19 protein-coding genes and 1 tRNA gene are annotated in these 25,673 nt (G+C 47.6%); 12 read left to right on the top strand and 8 right to left on the bottom strand.

Annotated elements, in window-relative coordinates:
• Nucleotides 1–44: 44 nt before the first annotated feature.
• Both BHV73_RS11610 and BHV73_RS11615 read left to right on the top strand, forming a co-directional pair.
• On the top strand, nt 45–1,898 hold the full coding sequence (locus BHV73_RS11610) for a DUF349 domain-containing protein (protein WP_022218081.1): 1,854 nt from the start codon (nt 45–47) through the stop codon (nt 1,896–1,898).
• 93 nt (nt 1,899–1,991) lie between these two features.
• Nucleotides 1,992–4,403, top strand: coding sequence for a polysaccharide lyase family 8 super-sandwich domain-containing protein (locus BHV73_RS11615; protein WP_196052909.1), 2,412 nt, complete (start codon nt 1,992–1,994; stop codon nt 4,401–4,403).
• A 160-nt stretch (nt 4,404–4,563) separates the two neighbouring features.
• On the opposite strand, the gene BHV73_RS11620 is transcribed toward BHV73_RS11615, so the two are convergent.
• Together BHV73_RS11620 and BHV73_RS11625 are read right to left on the bottom strand one after the other, a co-directional pair.
• The gene (locus tag BHV73_RS11620) at nt 4,564–5,745 is read right to left on the bottom strand and encodes a phosphoribosylaminoimidazolecarboxamide formyltransferase (RefSeq protein ID WP_286738464.1); all 1,182 of its coding nucleotides are present in this window, start codon (nt 5,743–5,745) and stop codon (nt 4,564–4,566) included.
• Nucleotides 5,746–5,847: 102 nt separating this feature from the next.
• Nucleotides 5,848–5,921: transfer RNA gene (locus BHV73_RS11625), tRNA-Gln, on the bottom strand.
• A 219-nt stretch (nt 5,922–6,140) separates the two neighbouring features.
• On the opposite strand from BHV73_RS11625, the gene rsfS reads away from it, so the two are divergent.
• Genes rsfS through BHV73_RS11640 form a run of 3 tightly spaced genes read left to right on the top strand, consistent with a single transcriptional unit; the run spans nt 6,141 to nt 9,425 of the window.
• Complete coding sequence (rsfS, locus tag BHV73_RS11630; RefSeq protein ID WP_009122981.1) at nt 6,141–6,500, top strand: ribosome silencing factor; 360 nt, start codon at nt 6,141–6,143, stop codon at nt 6,498–6,500.
• A gap of 9 nt (nt 6,501–6,509) precedes the next feature.
• The gene (ftsH, locus tag BHV73_RS11635; RefSeq protein ID WP_022218077.1) at nt 6,510–8,573 is read left to right on the top strand and encodes an ATP-dependent zinc metalloprotease FtsH; all 2,064 of its coding nucleotides are present in this window, start codon (nt 6,510–6,512) and stop codon (nt 8,571–8,573) included.
• A 12-nt stretch (nt 8,574–8,585) separates the two neighbouring features.
• A complete protein-coding gene (locus tag BHV73_RS11640; protein ID WP_009122979.1) occupies nt 8,586–9,425 on the top strand; it encodes a phosphatidate cytidylyltransferase in 840 nt (279 codons plus the stop codon).
• A gap of 156 nt (nt 9,426–9,581) precedes the next feature.
• Here BHV73_RS11640 and BHV73_RS11645 read toward each other — a convergent pair whose 3' ends face one another.
• The 3 genes from BHV73_RS11645 to surE form a co-directional block, all read right to left on the bottom strand.
• Nucleotides 9,582–10,325: a NigD1/NigD2 family lipoprotein gene (locus BHV73_RS11645; RefSeq protein WP_118046536.1), complete on the bottom strand. Its 744-nt coding sequence runs from the start codon at nt 10,323–10,325 to the stop codon at nt 9,582–9,584.
• A gap of 97 nt (nt 10,326–10,422) precedes the next feature.
• Nucleotides 10,423–11,571: a lipid-A-disaccharide synthase gene (lpxB, locus tag BHV73_RS11650; RefSeq protein ID WP_022218075.1), complete on the bottom strand. Its 1,149-nt coding sequence runs from the start codon at nt 11,569–11,571 to the stop codon at nt 10,423–10,425.
• Between the two features lie 50 nt (nt 11,572–11,621).
• Entirely contained in the window at nt 11,622–12,386 is a 765-nt protein-coding gene (gene surE, locus BHV73_RS11655) for a 5'/3'-nucleotidase SurE (protein WP_022218074.1), read from the bottom strand.
• A gap of 70 nt (nt 12,387–12,456) precedes the next feature.
• Here surE and BHV73_RS11660 point away from each other — a divergent pair, with 70 nt between their 5' ends.
• The 6 genes from BHV73_RS11660 to BHV73_RS11685 all read left to right on the top strand — a co-directional run bounded on the left by BHV73_RS11660 (nt 12,457) and on the right by BHV73_RS11685 (nt 19,903).
• Nucleotides 12,457–12,936 carry a DUF456 domain-containing protein gene (locus tag BHV73_RS11660; RefSeq protein ID WP_009122975.1) on the top strand — a complete coding sequence of 160 codons (480 nt, stop codon included), beginning with the start codon at nt 12,457–12,459 and terminating at the stop codon, nt 12,934–12,936.
• A gap of 729 nt (nt 12,937–13,665) precedes the next feature.
• Nucleotides 13,666–14,433, top strand: a complete 768-nt coding sequence (locus BHV73_RS11665; protein ID WP_009122973.1) for a ParA family protein — start codon at nt 13,666–13,668, stop codon at nt 14,431–14,433.
• A gap of 53 nt (nt 14,434–14,486) precedes the next feature.
• Nucleotides 14,487–15,377 carry a ParB/RepB/Spo0J family partition protein gene (locus BHV73_RS11670; RefSeq protein ID WP_009122972.1) on the top strand — a complete coding sequence of 297 codons (891 nt, stop codon included), beginning with the start codon at nt 14,487–14,489 and terminating at the stop codon, nt 15,375–15,377.
• Nucleotides 15,374–16,225 (top strand): DUF5683 domain-containing protein, encoded by an 852-nt coding sequence (locus BHV73_RS11675; RefSeq protein ID WP_009122971.1) that lies wholly within the window; start codon nt 15,374–15,376, stop codon nt 16,223–16,225. Before BHV73_RS11670 ends, BHV73_RS11675 begins: the two co-directional genes overlap by 4 nt.
• 44 nt (nt 16,226–16,269) lie before the next feature.
• On the top strand, nt 16,270–17,568 hold the full coding sequence (locus BHV73_RS11680) for a lytic transglycosylase domain-containing protein (protein WP_195620682.1): 1,299 nt from the start codon (nt 16,270–16,272) through the stop codon (nt 17,566–17,568).
• Nucleotides 17,569–17,641: 73 nt separating this feature from the next.
• On the top strand, nt 17,642–19,903 hold the full coding sequence (locus BHV73_RS11685; RefSeq protein ID WP_009122969.1) for a RelA/SpoT family protein: 2,262 nt from the start codon (nt 17,642–17,644) through the stop codon (nt 19,901–19,903).
• Between the two features lie 4 nt (nt 19,904–19,907).
• Here the strand turns inward: BHV73_RS11685 and BHV73_RS11690 are convergent, their stop codons facing one another.
• Both BHV73_RS11690 and BHV73_RS11695 read right to left on the bottom strand, forming a co-directional pair.
• Nucleotides 19,908–20,300, bottom strand: a complete 393-nt coding sequence (locus tag BHV73_RS11690; RefSeq protein WP_255379432.1) for a MerR family transcriptional regulator — start codon at nt 20,298–20,300, stop codon at nt 19,908–19,910.
• Nucleotides 20,301–20,333: 33 nt separating this feature from the next.
• Nucleotides 20,334–21,302, bottom strand: a complete 969-nt coding sequence (locus BHV73_RS11695; protein ID WP_022218068.1) for a M23 family metallopeptidase — start codon at nt 21,300–21,302, stop codon at nt 20,334–20,336.
• Nucleotides 21,303–21,487: 185 nt separating this feature from the next.
• On the opposite strand from BHV73_RS11695, the gene alaS reads away from it, so the two are divergent.
• Nucleotides 21,488–24,109, top strand: a complete 2,622-nt coding sequence (gene alaS / locus BHV73_RS11700; protein WP_022218067.1) for an alanine--tRNA ligase — start codon at nt 21,488–21,490, stop codon at nt 24,107–24,109.
• A gap of 71 nt (nt 24,110–24,180) precedes the next feature.
• On the opposite strand, the gene BHV73_RS11705 is transcribed toward alaS, so the two are convergent.
• A complete protein-coding gene (locus BHV73_RS11705) occupies nt 24,181–25,644 on the bottom strand; it encodes an ATP-dependent DNA helicase (protein ID WP_087412367.1) in 1,464 nt (487 codons plus the stop codon).
• Nucleotides 25,645–25,673: the final 29 nt, after the last annotated feature.

Here is a 25,673-nt window from a genome sequence, read left to right on the forward strand (position 1 = left end):
ATGTAACCCGAACGGGGTATCCCGTTTCTAAAAAGTAAATACAAATGACGGACACTCATGACACTAATCTCCCCGACAAACCGGTGGAATTAGAAGAAGACAAGAAAACAGCAGAGGTTTCTGAGCCGGCAACAACAGAAACTCCCGCTGAGGCAACCTTGACCGACAAGCCGGCCGAATCAGTTCAAAAGCTCACTAAAGAAGAAATCCTGAACAAACTCAAAGAGATTGCAACAGACGTGGAGAATGCTGCCAAATCGGAGATAGACGGTTTGAAACAGGCTTTCTACAAACTACATAACTCAGAGCAGGAAGCCGCAAAGAAGCAATTCGTTGAGAATGGGGGAGCTATTGAAGAGTTTGTTCCACAAGCCGACGCTTTGGAAGAGGAATTCAAAAATACCATGTCCGTCATCAAGGAAAAAAGAAGCGCGCTCAATGCAGAACAGGAGAAACTGAAAGAACTCAACCTGCAAATCAAGCTTTCTATCATCGAGGAACTGAAAGAGTTGGTGGAATCTCCGGAAGACGCCAATAAGAACTATACGGAATTCAAAAAGTTGCAGCAGCAATGGAACGAAGTTAAAATCGTGCCGCAGGCCAAGATTAACGAACTGTGGAAGAACTACCAACTGTATGTCGAGAAGTTCTACGACCTTTTGAAACTGAATAACGAATTCCGTGAATATGACTTCAAGAAGAATCTTGAAATAAAGAATCATCTTTGCGAAGCCGCCGAGAAACTGGCAGACGAACCGGATGTGGTTTCCGCTTTCCATCAATTGCAGAAATTGCATCAGGAATTCCGCGACACAGGACCGGTAGCCAAAGAACTGCGCGACGAAATATGGGCACGCTTCAAAGCAGCCTCTACTACCGTGAACCGTCGTCACCAGCAACATTTCGAAGCTTTGAAAGAGACTGAGCAACACAATCTCGACCAAAAGACCGTAATTTGCGAAATCATCGAGGCCATTGATTACAGCGAGCTTACCAACTTCGCTTCCTGGGAAAACAAAACTCAGGAAATTATCGCTTTGCAAAACAAATGGAAAACCATCGGTTTTGCTCCGCAAAAGATGAACGTGAAGATATTTGAGCGTTTCCGCAAAGCCTGTGATGAATTCTTCCAGAAGAAAGGCGAGTTCTTCAAATCCCTGAAAGAAGGCATGAACGAGAACCTTGAAAAGAAGCGCGCCTTATGTGAAAAAGCGGAAGCCCTGAAAGACAGTACCGACTGGAAAGCGACAGCGGACGAACTGACCAAACTCCAGAAAGAGTGGAAAACAGTAGGGCCTGTTGCCAAGAAATATTCGGACGCCATTTGGAAGCGGTTCATCTCCGCCTGCGACTACTTCTTTGAACAAAAGAACAAAGCGACTTCTTCACAACGTTCCGTTGAACAGGAAAATCTGGAAAAGAAGAAAGCCATTATCGAAAAGCTGACCGCCATCGATGAAACGACGGATGTGGAAGAAGCCACCCAACAGGTTCGCGAACTCATGAAAGAGTGGAACGGCATAGGACATGTGCCATTTAAGGAAAAAGACAAGATTTACAAACAATATCACAGCCAGATAGACAAGCTGTTTGAACGCTTCAACATCAGCGCTTCCAACAAGAAGCTGAGTAACTTCAAATCGTCTATCAGCAATATTCAGGAAGGTAGCCCGCAAGCCCTCTACCGTGAACGGGACAAACTGGTACGTGCCTGCGAAAACATGAAAAACGAATTGCAGACTTACGAAAACAATTTGGGTTTCCTGACGGCTTCTTCCAAGAAAGGCAACAGTCTTTTGACCGAGCTTAACCGTAAGGTTGAGAAACTGAAAGGCGATATAGAGCTGGTTAAACAGAAAATTAAGGTGATTGACAATTCAATCAACGAAGCGGAATAATTTTTTGAATCTAATTATACGAGGTTATGCCAAAAGAATGAAGGCTTTTGGCATAACCTCTTTTTTATCCAAATCTAATCTCACTGCTGAAATATGAAAAGAATTCTAACCTTAGGTATCGTGCTGCTGACGACAAACAGTCTGCTACCAGCACAAGAAATCACATTCTCGGAAACCAAATTCGATTGGGGAACCGTTCAGGAACAAGACGAAACCGTCAGCCATGATTTCCGGTTCGTAAACACCGGTGACAAACCTCTCACTATCAAAAGCATCATTACCGGTTGCGGATGCACCTCGTCCGAATGGTCTGAAAAAGCCTATCAACCCGGTGAGAAAGGAACCATACGGCTGGTATATCATCCGCAAGGCAGAACGGAAAACAGCATCAACCTCGTTGCCGAAATATATACCAACCGAGCTGCCAAAGGAGTGGTTACCTTGGAAATGGCAGGAGAGATAAAACGTCAGGCACCCTCCTATCCCGCCTACTATAATCCCGCCAATGGAAAGCGAAGCCAAAGCCAAGCCGGCATCCCGCAGGACGAATATGAGCAAATTCTCGACCGGATACGCGAAGAACTATATGCCAAATCCACCCCGCAGCAAACAGACCAAGCAACAGAGAGATTATTACGCTCCATGCTCCCGGAAGGCAAATGGAACGACCTCGATTATACCTGTTTTTTCCGTACCAACTGGGAACCGGCAGACCACTTGAAGCGGTTGGTTACAATAGCCGCTTCATATACCGACAAACAATCCCGCTATTACGGTAACGAGGTATTATACAATGCAATCAGGGCTGCCCTGCAATACTGGATAGCACAAGATCCTACCTGTTTCAACTGGTGGTATAACCAAATTTCCGTACCGCAAACGCAAGCTTCGCTCCTCGCCCTGATGGATGCAGGACAACAGAAGCTCCCGCCCGAAATCAGTGCGCCTATCTTAAAAGCAATGGGCGAACGCAGCGACCCGCGTAAGTGGACCGGCGCCAATAAAATGGACATTGCCATTCATCATTTAATAAGAGGTTGCCTATTAAAAAATGACAGCATTGTACGCGTCAACGCCGATGAAATATTCTATCCCGTACAAATTGTCGCGAACGAAGGCATACAGGAAGACTTGTCCTATCACCAGCACGGGCCACAACTCTACATCGGCGGATACGGAACGGTGTTTGTTGATAACATAGTGCGCATGGGCAATATCCTCAACGGCACAAAATATGCCATGAATCCGGAGAAACTCAACCTGTTTTCCAATTTTATCCGCAACACCTACTTCAACGTATTCCGCAGCAGATATCTGGACTTCAGTGTAACAGGCAGAGGTGTCAGCCGCAAAGGAACATTGGATTACGGAGATTGCGCAGTCCTGTTTAAAAACTTACAGACACTCGATGCCGCACATGCCGACGAATATGCGAGCATTGCCCGCCGTTTCCTCACCCGGGAAGCATCTTATCAGCGTTCGGACAGAAATACAATGTATTATTGTTCAGACTACATGTTACACAACCGACAGAATTACGACTTTTCCGTACGCACCTCCTCAACACGCACCAACAAGACCGAAAGCGGTAACGGCGAAAATATATACGGAACCTATATGAGTGACGGTGCTACCAACATTCGTGTCAATGGCAATGAATATGTTGACATCTTCCCCGTTTGGGAGTGGGACAGAATACCGGGAACCACTCTGCCCGCAGGAGAAAAACGCAATCCTGTTGACTGGGGAACCAAGGGAACCTGTACATTCACAGGCGGAGTATCCGACGGGAAATACGGTGTAATGACCTTCAGGCTGAATGATTATGGCGTAAAAGCCCAAAAGTCATGGTTTATGTTCGACAACGAAGTGGTCTGCTTAGGTAGCGGCATCGGCTCGGATGTCCCGGCAGACATCGTTACCACCCTCAATCAATGCCATTTAGACGGAGACACATGGATAAATACAGGAAAGACACTCCAGCAAGCAGCCCAAGGAGAATTTTCTTTTGAGCAAGCTCCGCAATGGATCTGGCATGACAGCATCGCCTACCTGTTCCTTCAGGAGAATAATGTAAAGCTAAGGATGAACAGGCAAAAAGGCAACTGGGCAAAAATCAATTTCAATTATCCTGCTACGGAAATCAGCATACCTGTGTTCAACCTGAGCATTAATCACGGCAAGTCACCCCGGAATGCATCTTACGCATATATCATTGTACCGGGAATCAACCATCCGGAAAAGATGAAAGCATACTCCCACCGGCATCTGAAAATTGAACGGAACGATATGGAGATACAAGCCGTTAGTAATCGGAAATCTGGAATCCTGCAAATTGTTTTCTTCAAGCCCGACACCTTCGACAATGGAGAAATAAAGGTGAAAGCCCTGAAACCCTGTGTTGTACAAATAAAGAGAAGTAAAGGAAAAGTGACGGATATACAAATTGCCGACCCGCAAAATCAGGAAAAGCTAAAGCCCGGGATAGATGTAATAATCTTATAGAAGGGGGCGTCAAAATATACTTGATAATTTCTTTCAGGCACGGATTACACGGACTTCACGGAAAAGGATAAAGGAAATCCGTATTTTCCATAAAATCCGTGTAATCCGTGCCTGAAAAGAAACAAATAGTAAGTGAATTTTATTTTGGCACATCCACCTCTTAATGGTGGAACAGACGGATACCCGTAAACGCCATTGCTATACCATACTTATCGCAAGTCTCGATAACATGATCATCGCGTACCGAACCGCCGGCCTGCGCTATAAACTCCACGCCACTCTTGTGCGCGCGCTCAATATTATCACCAAAGGGGAAGAAAGCGTCAGAGCCCAGTGCAACCCCTCTTAAAGTATCCAGCCAGGCACGTTTCTCCTCACGGGTCAGCACCTCCGGCTTCTCCGTAAAGAATTGCTGCCAAACGCCGTCAGCCAATACATCATCATAATCGTCACTGATGTAAACGTCAATCGTATTGTCACGGTCGGCACGGCGTATCTTCTCCACCCAAGGCAGATTCAGCACTTTCGGATGTTGGCGCAAGTACCATATATCAGCTTTATTTCCTGCCAGACGGGTACAATGAATACGACTTTGCTGACCGGCGCCGATACCGATTGCCTGGCCGTCTTTCACATAACATACGGAATTAGACTGGGTATACTTCAGGGTAATAAGCGCTATCATCAAATCACGCTTGGCGGCTTCGGAGAAATTCTTATTCCGGGTAGGAATATCAGCAAACAACTCCTCGCCATTCAGCTTAATCTCATTGCGCCCTTGTTCAAAAGTAACTCCGAACACGTCTTTATGCTCAATCGGAACCGGTTTATAAGCCGGATCAATCTTGATTACATTATAAGTACCTTTACGCTTGTTTCTCAATATTTCGAGCGCCTCATCGGTATAGCCCGGAGCAATCACCCCGTCTGAAACCTCACGATTGATGAAACGGGCGGTAGCCTCGTCACATACATCACTCAGGGCGATAAAATCGCCATAAGAAGACATACGGTCGGCACCACGGGCACGCACATAGGCATTGGCAAGCGGTGAAAGCGGCAGGTTATCAACAAAGTAAATCTTTTTTAGCGTTTCGTCCAGCTCCAGCCCGATAGCGGCTCCTGCCGGGCTCACATGTTTGAATGAAGTGGCGGCCGGCATTCCGGTAGCCTCTTTCAATTCCTTCACCAATTGCCAACCGTTCAAGGCATCCATAAAGTTGATATACCCCGGACGTCCGTTCAGGACTTCGATAGGCAACTCCCCCTCCTGCATAAAAATGCGGGCCGGCTTTTGATTAGGGTTACAGCCGTATTTCAGCGATAATTCTTTTGCCATAATTAGTATTGTTTGAGTTGTTGCAAATTTACTCTTTTTTGCCTAATAAAAAAACCCACTAAATTATGATTTTAGTGGGTTCTTTAGCTTTAAATATATGTCTTATGGTTGGGCTACCTGGATTCGAACCAGGAATGACAGGACCAGAATCTGTAGTGTTACCATTACACCATAGCCCAATTGAGCATCGCATTTCTGTTTTGCGGTGCAAAGATACAAAGTTTTCCATAAACCAAAACATTTTCCGTTATTTTTTTCATTAAAATCTGATAAGATACCATGACACAAAGAATTATATACCTAAAAAAAAACAAAAAATGAAAGACTTTTTCTCTTTTGCGTGTTTGATATAATAAATCAACGTATATTTGTCACCTGTTTAATATTAATAATGTGTAATGAACGAAGCTAAAAAACTAATTCAACAAATAACAGAAGGTATTCAAGATAAAAAAGGAAAAAAAATCGTCATAGCAGACCTTACCCAAATAGACGATACTATATGTAATTATTTCGTCATCTGTCAAGGAAACTCTCCAAGCCAAGTAAGCGCCATTGTAGACTCTGTAAAAGACTTCACCCGTAAAGGAGCGAACAGCAAGCCTTTTGCGGTAGACGGTTTACGTAACGCCGAATGGGTAGCCATGGACTATTCCGATGTATTGGTTCACGTCTTTCTGCCGGAAGCGCGTGACTTCTACAATCTGGAACACCTATGGGCAGATGCCAAACTAACTCAAATCCCCGACCTCGATTAATTTAGACTTATGGACAATAACACCAATAAAAAGCCCTCTAAAACCAATATGCCCAAGTTCAACCTGAACTGGTTGTATATGATTATAGCCATGATGTTACTGGGACTGTATCTCACCAACGAAAGCGGTACAGCCAGCAAAAACATCCCCTACGACGAATTTCAGGAATATGTACGCAACGGCTATATAAGCAAAGTGACCGGTTATGACGATAACTCCGTAGAAGCATACGTCAAGCCCCAATATGTGCCCAATGTATTCAAAGCCGATTCCAGCCGTGTAGGCAAGAATCCTCTGATTACGACAGAAGCCCCCTCGCGCGAAAGCCTGGGTGACTTCCTGCAGAAAGAAAAAGACGAGACTCGTTTCGACGGCTCCATCAACTACGAAAAGAAGCGTAACTACTTCGGTGCAATCCTCTGGCAGATACTGCCGTTCGCATTCCTTATCGGCTTCTGGATATTCCTGTCCCGTCGCTGGAGTGGCGGTGGCGGCATGGGCGGCGGTAGCGGCATCTTCAGTGTCGGCAAATCCAAAGCGCAACTGTTTGAAAAGAACTCTCCCGTAAAGGTAACCTTCAAGGATGTAGCCGGACTTGCCGAAGCCAAACAGGAAGTAGAGGAAATCGTGGAATTCCTGAGAGAACCGCAGAAATATACAGACCTGGGAGGCAAGATACCCAAAGGCGCATTGCTCGTAGGCCCTCCGGGAACAGGTAAGACGTTGCTGGCAAAGGCGGTAGCCGGAGAAGCCAACGTACCGTTCTTCTCATTGGCAGGTTCCGACTTCGTGGAAATGTTTGTCGGCGTAGGCGCTTCCCGTGTCCGCGACCTGTTCCGCCAAGCCAAAGAAAAAGCTCCCTGCATCGTGTTCATCGACGAAATCGATGCAGTGGGACGTGCCCGTGCCAAAGCGGCCGCTATGGGCGGTAACGATGAACGCGAAAACACATTGAACCAATTGCTGACCGAAATGGACGGTTTCGGTTCCAACAGCGGTGTCATCATTCTCGCCGCAACCAACCGTGTGGATGTCTTGGACAAAGCATTGCTGCGCGCCGGACGTTTCGACCGCCAGATACACGTTGATTTACCGGACTTGAACGAGCGTAAAGAAGTATTCGGCGTACATCTGCGCCCCATTAAGATAGACAATACGGTGGACGTGGAATTACTGGCCCGCCAAACTCCGGGTTTCTCCGGTGCCGATATCGCCAATGTCTGCAACGAAGCCGCCCTGATTGCCGCCCGTCACGGAAAGAAGTTTGTAGAAAAGCAGGACTTCCTGGATGCCGTAGACCGTATCGTAGGCGGATTGGAAAAGAAAACCAAAATTACGACAGAAGAGGAACGCCGTTCCATCGCCATACACGAAGCCGGACACGCCAGCATCTCATGGCTGTTGGAATACGCCAATCCGCTGATTAAAGTAACAATCGTTCCGCGTGGACGCGCCCTGGGCGCTGCCTGGTACTTGCCCGAAGAGCGACAGATTACCACCAAGGAGCAGATGCTGGACGAAATGTGCGCTACTTTGGGAGGACGCGCTGCCGAAGATTTGTTCATCGGAAGAATCTCTACCGGCGCCATGAACGACCTGGAGCGCGTAACCAAGCAGGCTTACGGCATGATTGCCTATTTAGGCATGAGCGACAAATTGCCTAATCTCTGCTACTACAATAACGAAGAGTATTCTTTCAACCGCCCGTACAGCGAAAAGACCGCCGAGCTGATTGACGAAGAAGTAAAGCGTATGGTCAACGAGCAGTACGAGCGTGCCAAGAAGATACTTTCCGACAACAGGGACGGCCACAACAAGCTGGCTCAACAGTTGATAGACAAAGAAGTTATCTTTGCGGAAGATGTGGAAGAAATCTTCGGCAAGCGTCCGTGGGCTTCCCGTTCCGAGGAAATCATCAGTGCCGGCAAGACCTCTAAAGAGTTGAAAGAAGCCGAAGAGCAAGAAGCCGCCAAGGCCAAAGAAGCGGAAAAAGAAGTGAAAGAAGAAGAAAGCCGTAACACAGAGGCTTCAGACAAAACCGACAATACGGCTCACGCCGAATCAAACAATTAAAACGAGAACACTTTGAAAAATAACTTCATACAACGCGCGATTACAGGTGCATTATTTGTAGTCATATTGGTGGGCTGTATCCTTTACAGCCCCCTCTCATTCGGGATTCTGTTCACCATCATCAGCGCATTGAGCGTGCATGAGTTCGCCCATTTGGTAAACAAAAGCGGTGAGGTCGGTATCAACAGGACGATTACCGCTTTAGGCGGAGCCTATCTGTTCCTCGCGCTCATGGGCTTTTGTACGTCCGCTATCGACGCGCGCGTATTCTTACCCTATTTAGGGCTGCTGCTCTATTTGATGATTACGGAGTTATATCTGAAAAAGAAGAATCCTATCGGCAACTGGGCATATTCCACATTGAGCCAGCTATACGTAGCCTTGCCTTTCGCGTTACTGAATGTACTCGCTTTCCAGAATTCACCGGAAACGAGCAGCGTGACTTACAATCCTATCCTGCCGCTTTCCATCTTTGTATTTATCTGGCTGAGTGACACAGGCGCATATTGCGTAGGTTCTTTAATAGGCAAGCATCGTCTGTTCGAGCGCATCTCTCCCAAGAAATCATGGGAAGGCAGCATAGGCGGAGCGGTTTTCTCCATCGCCTCTTCCTTTGTATTTGCCCGTTTTTTCCCTTTCATGTCCATGTGGCAATGGGCGGGACTGGCAGTCATCGTGGTTATTTTCGGTACCTGGGGCGACCTGACCGAATCGCTGATGAAACGCCAACTGGGCATCAAGGATTCCGGAAACATCCTGCCAGGACACGGCGGAATGCTCGACCGCTTTGACAGCGCCCTAATGGCCATTCCCGCAGCGGTGGTCTATCTGTATATACTGACAATGATTTAACAAACAAGAAACCAATATTTTTTAGGCACGGACTACACGAATTTCACGGCTCTTTTCAAGTTCATCCGTGTTTTCCGTGTAATCCGTGCCTAAAAAGAAATCGGCAAACGGGTTTTAAAACACCCTATTCTTCACGCATATAATACGACGACCTTCCTACTTCAGCCGCATCTTCGATAAGTCGAGGTTTCGTATATCCTTCGTATTATCATCGGCAGCTACAATATCGAATACCAATTCCACCTCACCGTTTACTTCCGAATTAAGTTTCAGTTTAATGCCTTTTGTCTCGGAAGTCACGTCAAGGCTGTTCAGGTTATACGATACCGCGCCGTAGTCGCGCAGCCCCGTCAAGTCCTCATAGTCATTATAGCGGAGTTCCAAATGTATGTAACCGTCCTCTCCATATAAATCCGCATCATCTTGCGGACGCACAAGACTGATACGATGCTTGGTTTTGGAGGGCAGATTCTGCATGAACACGATATTCATATACCCTCCGCTGATACCGATATCCCCTTTAAATATCAGGACAGGATCATTACCGAACTCTTCCTCGGTCTCGGGAGTCAGCGTTTCGACTTCCTTCGTCAGCACATCCTGCAAACTTAAGAGCTTCACAGCGTGGTCGTACCCGTCAAACCCGTCGGATAAAGGATTAAACATGGTAATCACGCGCTTTCCGTCGACCGGTTCGTACCATCCCAAATCCGTATTCACAGGCCAGAGGGTTCCCCAAACATCACAGTCCAGATAAAAAGCATTTCCGGTAACACGCACCGTAGCCCATAACGGTGGAGTGAAATCACCGATTGAATATCCGTCGTTATCATCACAGGATTGCAGTACAGGCATCACAGCCAAACAAACTGCCATAAATAACCAATGTAGCTTTCTCATAATTAAAGTCTTTTTGTTTATTTCTGTATGGAAAATACAAAAGCCGGGCATTTACTGCACCGGCTTTATTCCTTTTAACAAGAAATTAAATATCGTCCTACTTTTTAAAACGTTTCTTAAGCAAAGCCACCATCTTACGGGCTGCGTGCGCAGGTGCTCCCGCCTCGCCCAAACGGGACGCCATATATTCGTAACCGTCAAGCATCCGCCTGCGGTACGCCTCATCATATAAGATACGTTGAAGTTCGGCACGTATCCGCTCCACCGTCATGGTATCGGCAACCAGCTCTTTCACGACTTCACGGTCCGCGATAAGATTAACCAAAGAAATGTACCTGACTTTCAAAATATGCCGTTTCAGGAAAGCGATAACCTTACCTATCGGCGTATGGTAGCATACCGCCTGCGGAACCCGGAACAACGCCGTTTCCAGCGTTGCGGTGCCCGAAGTGACCAGTGCCGCTTCCGCATGCCGAAGCAAAGAGAACGTACGGTTAAAGATTATTTTCACATCCGAGTTGCCTACATACTTTTGGTAATACTCCGGAGAAATGCCCGGAGCCCCCGCCAGCACCAACTGATAATCGGGGAATGAAGCGGCAGCCCGAATCATATCCGGCAAATTATCCTTAATCTCCTGCTTGCGGCTTCCCGCGAGCAGCGCTATGACAGGCTTTGCGGAAAGGCCGTTGGCCTGCCGGAACTCATCCGAAGTTTCCGAATAAGCGGCCTGAAAAGCGGTCACCTCATCCATCGTCGGATTACCGACATAATGTATGGGATAATGGTGCCTGCCTTCAAAGAACTCCACCTCGAACGGAAGAATGGAGAACAGTTCATCCACATCCCGCTTGATATTCTTGATGCGGTACTCCTTCCAAGCCCATATTTTGGGAGAGATATAATAATACACGGGGATTTGCGTATGGGCATGAATAAACTTGGCGATATTCAGGTTGAATCCCGGATAATCCACTAAAATAAGTACATCCGGTTGCCAGGCCGCAATATCTTCTTTGCACCGCTTCATATTGGCAAAAATAGTACGCAGATGCAACAAGACGGGAACGAAACCCATATACGCCAATTCCTTATAATGCTTCACCGGCGTTCCGCCCACAGCCGCCATCAAATCGCCGCCAAAAAAGCGGAACTCAGCCTGCGGGTCTTCCACCTTCAAAGCGCTCATCAGGTGAGACGCATGCAGGTCACCGGAAGCTTCGCCGACAATCAAATAATACTTCATAAATACCGTAAATTAATTTATACTCTCTGAAGTTGTGTCCAAACGAAGTGTCAGAACCAGGTCTTCAATTCGTCTATCAAGCCGTATGCGGTTACATCCACGGTGGTCGGGGTTATTGCCACATAGCCGTTTTGAAGCGCCCAATGGTCGCTCTTTTCATTCTCTTTTTCAGCCTCTTCAAATTCTCCGGTCAGCCAATAATAATGCGCATCGCCCCGGTGGGCAAAGTTCTCCCATTCGTTGGTCCACTGTCCCTTGGCCTGTTCGCAGATTTTCACCCCTTTCAGCTCTTTGGTGTCGGGGAAGTTGACATTAAGACAAGTCAGCGGCGGCAATCCTTTTTCCAACACCCGGCGGGCTATCTCACGGATATACGTTCCCGCAGGCTCAAAATCGGCGTCGGGCTCGTGGTTGCACAGTGAAAAGCCGATAGAGGGAACCCCCTTCAGGCAACCCTCGATAACCACGCCCATCGTACCCGAATAATGTACATTGACAGAGGAGTTATCCCCATGGTTGATACCACCCACCACGAGGTCGGGCTTACGGTCGAGTACCGTATGGAACGCCAGTTTGACGCAATCGGCAGGCGTACCGGAACATTTATAAACCGTCAGCCCCACATCCTTACGAAGCAACTGGTAACGGATAGGCTCCGTTACAGTCAGCGCGCTCGCACTGCCCGAACGCGGCGCATCCGGCGCCATCACCACAATCTCGCCCAACGGACGGAGAAACTTTATCAACTCGCTGATTCCTTTCGCAATGATGCCGTCATCATTGGAAATCAATATTAAAGGTCTCTGATTTTCCATATTTCTTTTTAAATTTGCTACAAATTTAGCAAAAGAGAACCACATATTAACCACCAACACTCAAAAAGATATGCCAGACATCATTCTCATCATAACGGGTATCCTCTGCCTGATAGCAGGACTGGCCGGCTGCATACTGCCCGCCATACCCGGCCCGCCCGTCTCCTATGCCGGTTTATTGCTGCTGCACTTCACCGATAAGGCGCAATTCTCCGCCACACAATTACTGCTCTGGCTGCTGATTGTCGTCATCGTTCAGGTACTCGACTATCTCGTCCCCATGCTGGGCAGCAAATACAGCGGTGGAACCCGGTGGGGAACACGCGGATGCCTCATAGGAACCGTCATCGGACTGTTCTTCATGCCCTGGGGCATTATCCTCGGCCCGTTCCTCGGCGCATTCATCGGTGAGCTTTTCGGCGGCAGGGAAACCCGCCAGGCGTTAAAGTCCGGATTGGGTTCACTGCTCGGCTTCCTGTTCGGCACGGTGGTAAAATGCGTCTTATGCGGGTACTTCGCATGGGAGTTTGTATCGGCGTTAGTCCGGTAATCGCACGCGCATCAAAGAGAAGAATATCCCCTTCACCTTTCACATCCCTTTATTGATGCGGGATAGCGGGTGAAGGCCGGCTTTAAAGCGTTTCGTTCTGATTTGTCTCGCGGGATGAATGATTTCGTTCCGCGGGATGGATTTATCCGTCTCACGGGACGGATATTTTTGTCTCGCGGGACGGTTTAATCCATCCCGCAAGACGGTTTCACCCGCTATCCCGCATCAATAAAAGGATGTGAAAGGTGAAGGGGGTACATGCAAACCGTTTTTTCATACAAAACACACCGTCTGTCGCACCCGGACAGACTATGCGTTCACCTCGGACAGACAGTGCGTTTCGCCCGGACAGACCCTGTATTTTCCTACGATGATAATCCGGTTTGATACGCTTGAAAAAAAGATTTGCTTATAGTGAAAACTTGTTTGGATGTACATCAAAACAGGCCGGCACAAAACGCGTCGCAGCGCAACGCCCGCATTGAAATAAATCTTAATCTTACGCAAGTGAGACAAAAAAACAGCTTCATTTCAAGATAAATACGTATATTTGCCTGCCAACACAGAGAAGGAGTACTCCAGCGTACTTTCATAGGGAAGAACCGAAATAAACGCCCGGGAGTTATTAACAAAACAGGCGACTTTTCAACCGTTTTTGCAATCTTTCTCTTTTTTAGTAGGCGCTATTCGGAATTATCACTTATTTCGCTGCCAATAAACATTGAAATTATGGGAAAAATAATTGCTTTGGCAAATCAAAAAGGTGGTGTAGGAAAAACAACAACGACCATTAACCTCGCAGCTTCTCTCGCCACGCTTGAAAAGAAAGTTCTTGTTGTGGACGCAGACCCCCAGGCAAATGCCTCATCAGGGTTGGGCGTGGACATCAAGCAGGCGGAATGTACTATCTATGAATGTATTATAGACCGTGCCGATGTGCGCGACGCTATTCACGACACAGAGATTGATACATTGAAGGTTATTTCCTCCCACATCAATCTGGTAGGTGCCGAAATAGAAATGCTCAATCTTAAAAACAGGGAAAAGATACTGAAAGAAGTGCTTGCCCCGCTGAGAGAAGAGTTTGATTATATCCTGATAGATTGCTCACCGTCATTGGGGCTGATTACCATCAACGCGCTTACGGCCGCCGACTCGGTTATCATCCCCGTACAGGCCGAATACTTCGCGCTGGAAGGTATCAGCAAACTGCTGAACACCATTAAAATCATCAAGTCCAAGCTGAACCCCGCACTCGAAATCGAAGGATTCCTGCTGACCATGTATGATTCACGCCTGCGCCAGGCCAACCAGATATACGATGAAGTAAAGCGCCACTTCCAGGAACTGGTGTTCAACACCGTTATCCAGCGCAACGTAAAGCTGAGCGAAGCGCCCAGCTACGGGCTTCCCACCATCCTGTACGACGCAGACTCCACCGGAGCCAAAAACCACATCGCGCTGGCCAAAGAATTAATCAGCCACAACGAAAAGTAATCTCCCGTATGGCAAAACAGTAAATTGTAAATCGTAAAACAGTAAATAAACAGATGGTACAGAAAAGAAATGCATTAGGACGTGGGCTGGACGCCTTGCTCTCTATGGACGAGGTGCAGACCGAAGGCTCTTCCTCTATCAATGAAATAGAATTGTCGAAGATTGCCGTCAACCCCAATCAGCCCCGCCGCGAGTTCGACCAAACAGCGTTGCAGGAACTTGCCGATTCTATTGCAGAGATTGGTATCATCCAGCCTGTCACCCTGCGTAAGCTATCCGATGATGAATACCAGATTATTGCCGGCGAACGCCGTTTCCGCGCTTCACAAATAGCCGGACTGACAAGCATCCCCGCCTACATCCGTACGGCCGACGATGAAAATGTCATGGAAATGGCGCTCATCGAAAACATACAGCGCGAAGACCTGAACTCCGTGGAAATAGCGCTTGCCTATCAACACCTGCTGGAACAATACGGACTGACTCAGGAACGCCTCAGCGAACGCATAGGAAAGAAACGTACCACCATCGCCAACTACCTGCGCCTGCTGAAACTGCCGGCTCCCATCCAGATGGGACTGCAAAACAAGCAGATAGACATGGGACACGCCCGTGCCTTGATAACGCTGGGCGACCCCAAACTGCAAGTGAAGATTTTCGAGGAGATACTCGAGCAAGGATATTCCGTGCGCAAGGTAGAGGAAATCGTGAAATCATTGAACGAAGGGGAAACCGTGAAAAGCGGCGGTCGCAAGATTGCTCCCAAACGCGCCAAACTGCCCGAAGAGTTCAATATGCTGAAGCAGCAGCTTTCCAGCTTCTTCAGCACCAAAGTACAACTGACCTGCTCCGAAAAAGGGAAAGGAAAAATCAGTATCCCGTTCGGTAACGAAGAAGAATTGGAACGTATCATCGGTATTCTCGATACGCTGAAAAATAAATGACGAAGAAGAGAAGAATATATCAAATCGGTATCGCCCTGCTGCTTTGCTTTATGCAGACGGCAGGGATTGCTATGTATGGTCAGAACCGTCCGCGCGCCGCCGCCAAAAGGATACACAGGCTGCAGGCGGACTCCCTCAACGCCATACGGCAAGCTGCCCGGATACCGTCCGACAGCCTGGGTCTGACAATGGACGAACCGGTGCTTCACCAGGCCGTTACCTCGGCAGACAGCATCGCCACCGCCGACAGCATTGCGGCCGAGAACAAGAAAAAGTTATTGGAAATGACCTCCGCTCCCGCCTTGGAAGAACCGGAAGCGCCGACAGACAGCCTGAAAAGAGAAATCAACCCAAAGGTGTGGGTTCCCAACCCTACGAAGGCAACCTGGCTGGCGCTCGTGATTCCCGGCGGCGGACAAATCTACAACCGTAAATACTGGAAACTGCCTATATTCTACGGCGGTTTCGCCGGATGCGCCTATGCATTGACGTGGAACGGAAAAATGTATAAGGACTACTCCACCGCATACAAAGACGCGATGAACGGCAACATGCAGTCCAGCAGCATCACCGACCTGCTGCCCCCCGGATACACGGTTTCCGAAACCCAGCTGAAGGAATTGCTGCGCAAGCGAAAAGATACCTATCGCAGATACCGGGATTTAAGTATCTTCGCCTTTATCGGAGTATATCTGCTATCCGTCATCGACGCCTATGTGGACGCCGAGCTGTCCAACTTCGACATCACTCCCGACCTCAGCATGAAGGTGGAGCCGACTGTCATCAATAATCAGATAAGCAACCCGTCCAACCGTTCCGTAGGATTGCAATGCAGTTTCCGATTTTAAAAACAAATAAAACAGATTTATCCATGACAAATAAACCTACATACATGAAAAGAATAATCATAGGTTCCTCACTGCTGTTCAGTGTATTGCTTGCGGCTCCGCAAGCGTATGCCCAGGAAAGCGTAGACGTCATCATCCGTGAAAACGGAACGGAGCGCCGGGAAGTCATCGACCTGCCCAAGAGCATGACTTACCCCGTAGACAGCCTGCTCAACGACTGGAAAGCAAAAAACTATATAGATTTGGGAAAGGATTGCAGCACTTCTACCGTCAATCCGGAATTCAGCGACTCTGTATATATCGACCGGCTTTCACGTATGCCGACCGTCATGGAGATGCCTTACAACGAGATTGTTCGCAAATTCATCGACATGTACGCCGGACGCCTCCGCAACCAGGTGGCTTTCATGCTGAGCGCCTGCAATTTCTATATGCCTATTTTTGAAGAAGCGCTCGATACATACGGTCTGCCGCTGGAGCTCAAGTATCTGCCGATTATCGAGTCGGCTCTCAACCCTTCGGCCGTATCCCGTGCAGGAGCCTCCGGCTTATGGCAGTTCATGCTGAACACGGGCAAGATATACGGTCTGGAAAGCAACAGCCTTGTGGACGAGCGCCGCGATCCGATTAAAGCGACCTGGGCCGCCGCACGTTATCTGAAGGATATGTACGCCATTTATCAGGACTGGAATCTGGTAATCGCCGCTTACAACTGCGGTCCCGGAACAATCAACAAAGCCATCCGTCGCGCGGGCGGCAAAACGGATTATTGGGAAATATACAATTACCTGCCCAAAGAGACACGGGGATACGTACCTGCCTTTATTGCCGCCAACTACGTAATGACGTACTACTGCAAGCACAATATCTGCCCGATGGAGACCAATATTCCGGATGCCACAGATACCGTACAGGTGAACCGCAACCTGCACTTTGAGCAAATCGCGGATGTTTGCGGCATCGGAATGGATGAGCTCAAAAGCCTGAATCCCCAGTACAAAAAGAATATCATCCCGGGAGACAGCAAACCTCAGACACTCCGTTTACCGATAAACTCCATTAGTACTTTTATTGACAAACAAGACACGATTTATGCCCATCGCAGCGCAGAGTTGTTTAAAAACCGCAGAACCGTTTCCGTGGCCGATACCCGCAGCAAAGCACGCGGCAGCAAAGGAAAAAGTTCTTCACAAGGCGATGTAACCTACCACAGGATACGCAACGGAGAAACCCTGTCGACTATCGCCCGTAAATATGGCGTTACCGTCAATCAGATAAAAAGCTGGAATGGATTGAGAAGCACAAAAATTAACGCAGGAAAGAGACTGAAGATTTACAAATAAAGACATAAATGCTTGTCCGGTGTTGAAAATTGCTTATTTTTGCAAAAAGTGAAGAAGAAAGGAGAAACAGTATATGGAAGAGAGTGTAAGCCAGAAGGAGAAAGAGAAAGCCGAAGAAGAAATGATTGAACAGGCATTCCAGGAACTGTTGAACGACTATTTGGCAACCAAGCACCGCAAGCGTGTCGAAATAATAACCAAAGCATTCAATTTTGCCAATCAGGCGCATAAAGGAATCAAACGCCGTTCGGGCGAGCCTTATATCATGCACCCCATCGCCGTTGCCAAGATTGTGTGCAATGAGATAGGTTTGGGGTCGACTTCCATTTGCTCCGCCCTGTTGCACGACGTAGTGGAAGACACCGATTACACGGTTGAAGATATTGAAAACATTTTCGGCCCTAAGATTGCCCAAATCGTAGACGGGCTGACCAAAATCTCAGGCGGTATCTTCGGTGACCGCGCCTCGGCGCAAGCAGAGAACTTCAAGAAGTTGCTGCTCACCATGTCCGATGACATTCGCGTTATCCTTATCAAAATAGCCGACCGGCTGCATAATATGCGTACGCTCGGTTCCATGCTGCCCAACAAGCAGTTCAAGATAGCCGGTGAAACCTTGTATATCTATGCGCCGCTGGCCAACCGGTTAGGCTTATACAAGATAAAGACGGAGTTGGAAAACCTGAGTTTCAGGTACGAACATCCGGAAGAGTACCGCGAAATTGAAGAAAAGCTGGCGGCAACAGCCGTAGAGCGCGACAAGGTATTCAAAGAATTCACCGCTCCGATACGCGCCCAACTGGATAAGATGGGATTGAAATACCGCATTCTCGCCCGCGTAAAATCCATTTACTCTATTTGGAACAAGATGCAGACCAAGCACGTGCCGTTCGAGGAAATCTATGACCTGCTGGCCGTACGCATCATCTTCGAACCCCGCAATATGGAAGAGGAGCTGAACGACTGCTTCGACATATACGTGTCCATATCCAAAATATACAAACCGCATCCCGACCGCCTGCGCGACTGGGTGAGCCACCCGAAAGCCAATGGTTATCAGGCCTTGCACGTCACCCTTATGGGGAATAACGGACAATGGATTGAAGTCCAGATTCGCAGCGAGCGTATGAACGACGTTGCGGAGCAAGGCTTCGCCGCCCATTGGAAATACAAAGAAGGCGGTGGCAGTGAGGATGAGGGCGAGCTGGATAAATGGTTGCGTACCATCAAGGAGATACTCGACGACCCCCAACCGGACGCCATTGATTTTCTGGATACCATCAAGCTGAATCTGTTTGCCTCGGAAATTTTCGTATTTACCCCGAAAGGCGAAATCAAGACCATGCCGCAGAACTCGACAGCATTGGATTTCGCTTTTTCCCTGCACACAGACATCGGCAGCCACTGCATCGGCGCGAAAGTAAATCACAAACTCGTTCCTCTCAGCCATAAGTTGCAGAGCGGCGACCAGGTGGAGATTCTGACCTCCAAATCGCAGCGCGTACAACCGGAATGGGAAGCTTATGCCACTACCGCCCGTGCCCGCGCCAAGATTGCATCCATCCTGCGCAAGGAAGCGAAAGCCCATCAGAAAGAGGGTGAAATAATGCTTGCCGACTTCTTCAAGAATGAGGATATACGCATGGATGATGCAGCTTTAGACAAGCTCACCCGTCTGCACAATTTCCATACCCGCGACGAACTGTTCGTTGCCGTCGGCGGCAAAAAGCTCGTATTGGGCGATGCGGACAGAAACGCCTTCAAAGAAAAGCAGAGTACCAACTGGAAGAAGTTCCTGACTTTTTCCTTCGGTAACAAAGATAACAAAGACACAAAGGAGCAGCCGTCCGAAGATAAAGCTCCGCAAGAAAAAATCAATACCAAACAGATATTGAAACTTACGGAGGAAACCATCCAGAAGAACTATATCATGGCGGATTGCTGTCATCCCATTCCCGGCGACGATGTACTGGGATATATAGACGAGCAGAACCGGATAATCATTCACAAGCGCCAATGTCCGGTAGCCGCACGCCTCAAGAGCAGTTACGGCAACCGCATCATCGCAACCGAATGGGATACTCACAAGGAGCTGTCATTCCTTGTGACGATTTATCTGAAAGGTATCGATAGCATGGGACTGCTGAACGAAGTTACACAGGTCATCTCCCGCCAACTGAACGTTAATATCCGCAAGCTGACGATTGAAACGACCGACGGCATTTTTGAAGGCAAGATACAGCTTTACGTACATGACGTGGACGATGTGCGCAGCATCTGCGACAACTTGAAACTGATACAGAATATCAAGCAGGTAACGAGAATAGAGGGATAATCCTTTAAAGATTCTCTTTGATAAGATTCTCTTTCAATGCCTCTACATCTTCATAGGTAAAGGCATCGAGTGATTCTTTCATACCGATAAGTTCTTCACGGATACTTTTAAGCCGCTCTACGATTTCAAAATTCCGGAGAGTGGCTTCTTTATTGTCTTTCATCCGCTGGCGTGCGCCGGGTAACGTCATCCCACGCTCCTTAACCAGGTGATAAATCAACTTCACAGTCTCAATATCTTCCTTACGGTATTGGCGTATCCCCCGCCCGCCCTTCTTGGGATTGAGTTGCGGAAATTCCTTCTCCCAGAAACGAAGCAGCGATTCGTTGACGTCAAACATTCTGGCAACCTCGCCAATGGAGTAATACAGTTTCAGTTCTTTATCGGTATTCAGCATGACAATACTATCAATCAGTCGTTATACAATCCATTAATCAAGCACCTTACCGTGATTGGCCGCAATCTGTATCATACGGTCGTAATCTTCGGCGCTCAAATCCATAAAGTAATAGTTAACCGGATTTACTACCTGTCCTTTTACATGCACTTCGTAATGCAAGTGAGGACCTGTACTCTTGCCCGTACTGCCTACTTCACCGATAACCTCACCTCGTACCACCCGCTTACCGAGTTGCGTACGGAAACCTTGCAAGTGAGCGTACCAAGTCTGATAACCGAAGCCGTGGTCAACGATAATAATATTGCCGTAACCGGTTTCCCATCCCATTTTTACCACCTTACCATCGCCAGTGGCGTATACCTCTGTCCCCGGATGAGCCGAGAAGTCCATACCCGCATGAAATTTGGTAGTTCCGTAGATAGGGTCGATACGCGTGCCATAACCGGAAGCCGTCTTACGCAAATCCTTATTGGAAATCGGCTGAATGGCAGGTATGCAACGTAACATTTCATCATGGTTCTTGCACATCTCCACCACGTCGTCAAACGAACGGGATTGGATATAAAGCTGCTTCGTGAGCATATCCATCTTCTGAGTAGTGTTTACCACCAAATCCGAATTAGCCATATCCATCAGATGTTCGTAACGGTTTGTACCGCCGTACCCCGCCTTACGGATAGCCGACGGAACAGGGTCAGCCTGGAAAATGACGCGATATAAGTTGTCGTCACGTTGCTGTACATCCTGCAATACTCCCATCGCCTCGTCCATTCTTCGTGAAAGGACATTATACTGCGCCTGAAGCCGGCTGTTTTCTTTCCGCAGCTCTTTCTCGGAGGGTGAACCGAAAATCAGCAATAATATGATGAAACTGCCGGCTCCCAACCCCATACCGAAAAACAGCCTGCGCAATATGCTCAACGCCCGTTGCCGGACGGTAGGATAAATTCGGTCGTAAGTCTGTGTCCGCGGATTATAAATGTAGTAAACTTTGCGCATTGAGAGTAAATATTTCATTATCAATGCGACAAAAATACGAAAAACAAGCTATCTTTGCACAGTTTTTTCAAGAATTATAAGATTTATGACCGACGATTTATGATTTATCGGAAGGTGAGTCATAGAATGTGTAAGTCATAAATCACAAGCAATAAATCGGAAATCATAAATCAGAAATAAGAAGTATGTTGACTGCAAATGAAATCAGAGACTCATTCAAGAGTTTCTTCGAAAGTAAAGGTCACCAAATTGTGCCTTCGGCTCCAATGGTGATTAAAGACGATCCCACGCTGATGTTTACCAACGCGGGTATGAACCAGTTTAAAGATATTATTTTGGGGAATCACCCGGCGAAATATAAAAGAGTGGCGGACTCGCAAAAATGTCTTCGTGTCAGCGGAAAACACAATGACTTGGAAGAAGTGGGTCATGACACTTATCACCACACCATGTTCGAGATGTTGGGTAACTGGTCTTTTGGCGATTACTTCAAGAAAGAAGCTATCTCCTGGGCATGGGAGTATCTGGTAGACGTGCTGAAGCTGGATCCGAAAGACCTCTATGCAACCGTGTTCGAAGGCAGTCCCGAAGAAGGTCTGGAGCGTGACAACGAGGCCGCTTCTTACTGGGAACAATTCTTGCCGAAAGACCATATCCTCAATGGAAATAAGCATGATAACTTCTGGGAAATGGGTGATACAGGCCCTTGCGGTCCGTGTTCCGAAATCCATGTGGATTCACGTTCGGAAGAAGAGAAAGCCAAAGTTCCCGGATCGCAATTGGTGAACAAAGACCATCCGCAAGTTATCGAAATCTGGAACCTCGTATTCATGCAGTTCAACCGTAAAGCGGACGGCAGCCTTGAAGGACTTCCCGCCAAGGTTATCGATACCGGAATGGGCTTCGAGCGTCTGGTACGTACATTGCAAGGCAAGACTTCCAACTATGACACCGATGTTTTCCAACCGATGTTGAAAGCAATCGGCGACATGTCAGGAACCGCATACGGCAAAAATGAGCAACAGGATATCGCCATGCGCGTAATCGCCGACCATATCCGTACGATTGCCTTTTCTATTACTGACGGCCAATTGCCGAGCAATGCCAAGGCCGGTTATGTAATCCGACGTATTCTTCGCCGTGCGGTGCGTTACGGTTACACATTCCTCGGACAGAAACAGGCGTTCATGTACAAGTTACTGCCTGTACTGATTGAAAATATGGGTGGTGCATATCCTGAACTGAACGCACAAAAAGAACTGATAGCCAAAGTTATCAAAGAAGAAGAAGATTCTTTTCTTCGTACTTTGGAAACCGGCATACGTCTGCTGGATAAGACCATGGCGGATGCCAAAGCAGCCGGTAAGACTGAAATCAGCGGTAAAGACGCCTTTACGCTTTATGATACATTCGGTTTCCCGCTCGACCTTACGGAGCTTATTCTCCGCGAAAACGGTATGACAGCCGACATCAAAGAATTTGACGCCGAGATGCAGCAGCAAAAGCAACGCGCACGTAATGCAGCAGCCGTGGAAACCGGAGACTGGATTACATTGCAGGAAGGTACAACCGAATTCGTAGGCTACGACTATACGGAATACGAAACATCCATTCTGCGTTACCGACAGATAAAGCAGAAGAACCAGACATTGTACCAGATTGTACTGGACAAAACCCCGTTCTATGCCGAAAGCGGCGGTCAGGTAGGCGATACCGGTGTATTGGTGAACGAATTCGAAACAATTGAAGTCATTGACACAAAGAAGGAAAACAATCTTCCTATCCATATTACCAAGAAGCTTCCCGAACATTTGGAAGCTCCGCTCATGGCATGTGTAGACACGGACAAACGCGCCGCTTGCGCCGCCAACCACTCTGCCACTCACTTGCTGGATGCAGCGTTGCGCGAAGTGCTGGGCGAGCACGTTGAACAGAAAGGTTCTTTGGTTAGTCCGGAATCCTTACGTTTCGACTTCTCTCACTTCCAGAAAGTAACGGACGAAGAAATCCGCCGGGTAGAGCATATTGTAAATGCCAAGATACGCGCCAATATTCCTTTGAAAGAATATCGCAACATTCCTATTGAAGAAGCCAAGGAACTGGGAGCTATCGCTTTATTCGGTGAGAAGTACGGTGACCATGTACGCGTTATCCAATTCGGTTCTTCCATCGAATTCTGTGGCGGTACGCACGTAGCCGCTACCGGAAACATCGGAATGATAAAGATCGTATCCGAAAGTTCCGTTGCAGCCGGTGTCCGCCGTATCGAAGCCTATACCGGAGCCCGTGTAGAAGAAATGCTCGATACGTTCCAGGATACCATGCGCGATTTGAAAGCGCTCTTCAACAACGCTCCCGACTTGTCCGGCGCAATCCGCAAATACATCGAGGAAAATGCAGGTTTGAAGAAACAGGTGGAAGACTTTATGAAAGAGAAAGAAGCGCAACTGAAAGAGAAACTTTTACAGAACATTCAGGAAATAAACGGTGTGAAAGTAATCAAATTCTGTGCAGCCATGATACCTGCCGATGCAGTCAAGAATATCGCTTTCCAACTGCGCGGGGAAATTACAGAAAACCTCTTCTTCGTTGCAGGAACAGTATTTGAAGGAAAACCGATGTTGACAGTAATGCTGAGCGACAATTTGGTGGCCGGTGGCCTGAAAGCCGGTAATCTGGTGAAAGAAGCGGCCAAACTGATACAAGGCGGCGGTGGCGGTCAACCTCACTTTGCAACTGCCGGCGGTAAGAACCCCGACGGGCTGAATGCAGCAGTTGAGAAAGTGATAGAACTGGCAAATATCTAAACGATTATTCCAATCACCATAAAGTAGAAACCCCGTCTCGGCTTCCTTTGCCAAGACGGGGTTTCTTTTATTTATCCAATCTGTTCCTGCGGATAATTTACTAAATATAACGTCCCCGTAGCACGGGTAAAGGCTGTATACAGCCAACGGAAATAATCGGGTGTCAAATACTCGTCCGTCATATATCCCTGATCGAGAAAAACGTTCTTCCACTGCCCGCCCTGCGCTTTATGGCAAGTCACGGCATAAGCGTACTTCACCTGCAAAGCGTTATAGTAAGGATCGGCTTTCATCTTTTTCATCCGTTCACGTTTCGTCGTTATATCAGCATAGTCCTCCAGAACAGTATAGAAAAGCCTGTCGTTATCTGCTTTAGGCAACGCGGGGGCATCGCTATGCAAAGTATCCAGCAAGAGATTCACCTCTAACTCAAAATCATTATAATCAGGAAATGCCAAAGTCACATCGGCAAAGCGAAAACCATACAACTCACGGGTGCGGCGTACCCGGCGTACTATGGCGGTTTCACCATTGGCTATGAAATCGGGAATTTGCGCAACAGCTTCTTTCTTTTCGCCATTGCGCAACATATCCGTTTGAAGCTGTTCCGTCCAAAAATAATTATTTTTCGCAACCATCAGCAAATCTCCCGTATTCAGTTCATCCTCCCTCCAAAGAATCTGGGCACGAATACCGTTATTATAAATATTCGCCCGTTTATTGGAACGGCATATCACAATGGTTTCATCCAATCCGTCATGGTCATAGCATGTTTCAAGCCTATCTATCAACTCATTACCGGGTAATGCCTTTATGTCCGCAAAGCCCGTTATCTTTATTTTCGGTAACGCTTCACAAGTATCTTCGGCTATCAGTTGCCGTAAACGGGTTGCATTCCACAATATACCCGATTGCTGTTCCTGACGGACGACTTGAGTTAAATCCACTTCCTGTACTTCCAGCCCATATCCTTTCAAAGCATCGGCAAAAAGTGCAGGACTTTGTTCCTCTCCTACCGGCGGAAGCTGCGCCGTATCGCCCATCAGTAAAAGACGGCACCCCGTACCGGAATAAACAAACTGTACCAAATCATCCAGCAAACGTCCCGTTCCGAATGAAGTTCCCGACAGGCCTTCATTGGAAATCATCGACGCCTCATCCACAATATATAACGTGTGAATTGTCAAATTATCGTTCACAGAAAAATTACTTGTCTCGTTAAAGAATGATTGCTGTCTATATATTTTTTTATGAATTGTAAACGCCGGATGTCCCGCATAAGCAGAAAATACTTTCGCCGCCCGCCCCGTCGGAGCCAGCAATATCACCTTTTGCTGCAACTTATCCAACGTCTTGACCAAAGCGCCTACCAACGACGTTTTACCCGTTCCGGCATAACCACGAAGCAGAAAAACCGCCTCGCTGCGTGGCGACAAAAGGAACTCCGACAAAGATTTTATTGCAATTTCCTGCTCCGAAGTTGGTTGATAAGGAAAATTTTCCTTAATTTGCCTTTCTAAATAGTTATTTATCATTTTTGTAATAGAAAAAAGTAACGGGAACT

This window comes from Bacteroides sp. 44_46 (genome assembly GCF_001915465.1).
GTDB classification, from domain to species: domain Bacteria; phylum Bacteroidota; class Bacteroidia; order Bacteroidales; family Bacteroidaceae; genus Bacteroides; species Bacteroides clarus.

Excerpts from the sequence above, each read along its gene's own strand:
- ftsH (WP_022218077.1), top strand. The coding sequence starts at position 6,510 with ATGGACAATAACACCAATAAAAAGCCCTCTAAAACCAATATGCCCAAG.
- surE (WP_022218074.1), bottom strand. The coding sequence starts at position 12,386 with ATGGAAAATCAGAGACCTTTAATATTGATTTCCAATGATGACGGCATC.
- BHV73_RS11685 (WP_009122969.1), top strand. The coding sequence starts at position 17,642 with ATGGAAGAGAGTGTAAGCCAGAAGGAGAAAGAGAAAGCCGAAGAAGAA.
- BHV73_RS11680 (WP_195620682.1), top strand. The coding sequence starts at position 16,270 with ATGAAAAGAATAATCATAGGTTCCTCACTGCTGTTCAGTGTATTGCTT.
- rsfS (WP_009122981.1), top strand. The coding sequence starts at position 6,141 with ATGAACGAAGCTAAAAAACTAATTCAACAAATAACAGAAGGTATTCAA.
- BHV73_RS11675 (WP_009122971.1), top strand. The coding sequence starts at position 15,374 with ATGACGAAGAAGAGAAGAATATATCAAATCGGTATCGCCCTGCTGCTT.
- alaS (WP_022218067.1), top strand. The coding sequence starts at position 21,488 with ATGTTGACTGCAAATGAAATCAGAGACTCATTCAAGAGTTTCTTCGAA.
- BHV73_RS11645 (WP_118046536.1), bottom strand. The coding sequence starts at position 10,325 with ATGAGAAAGCTACATTGGTTATTTATGGCAGTTTGTTTGGCTGTGATG.
- BHV73_RS11660 (WP_009122975.1), top strand. The coding sequence starts at position 12,457 with ATGCCAGACATCATTCTCATCATAACGGGTATCCTCTGCCTGATAGCA.
- BHV73_RS11695 (WP_022218068.1), bottom strand. The coding sequence starts at position 21,302 with ATGCGCAAAGTTTACTACATTTATAATCCGCGGACACAGACTTACGAC.
- BHV73_RS11610 (WP_022218081.1), top strand. The coding sequence starts at position 45 with ATGACGGACACTCATGACACTAATCTCCCCGACAAACCGGTGGAATTA.
- BHV73_RS11670 (WP_009122972.1), top strand. The coding sequence starts at position 14,487 with ATGGTACAGAAAAGAAATGCATTAGGACGTGGGCTGGACGCCTTGCTC.
- lpxB (WP_022218075.1), bottom strand. The coding sequence starts at position 11,571 with ATGAAGTATTATTTGATTGTCGGCGAAGCTTCCGGTGACCTGCATGCG.
- BHV73_RS11665 (WP_009122973.1), top strand. The coding sequence starts at position 13,666 with ATGGGAAAAATAATTGCTTTGGCAAATCAAAAAGGTGGTGTAGGAAAA.
- BHV73_RS11705 (WP_087412367.1), bottom strand. The coding sequence starts at position 25,644 with ATGATAAATAACTATTTAGAAAGGCAAATTAAGGAAAATTTTCCTTAT.
- BHV73_RS11615 (WP_196052909.1), top strand. The coding sequence starts at position 1,992 with ATGAAAAGAATTCTAACCTTAGGTATCGTGCTGCTGACGACAAACAGT.
- BHV73_RS11690 (WP_255379432.1), bottom strand. The coding sequence starts at position 20,300 with ATGCTGAATACCGATAAAGAACTGAAACTGTATTACTCCATTGGCGAG.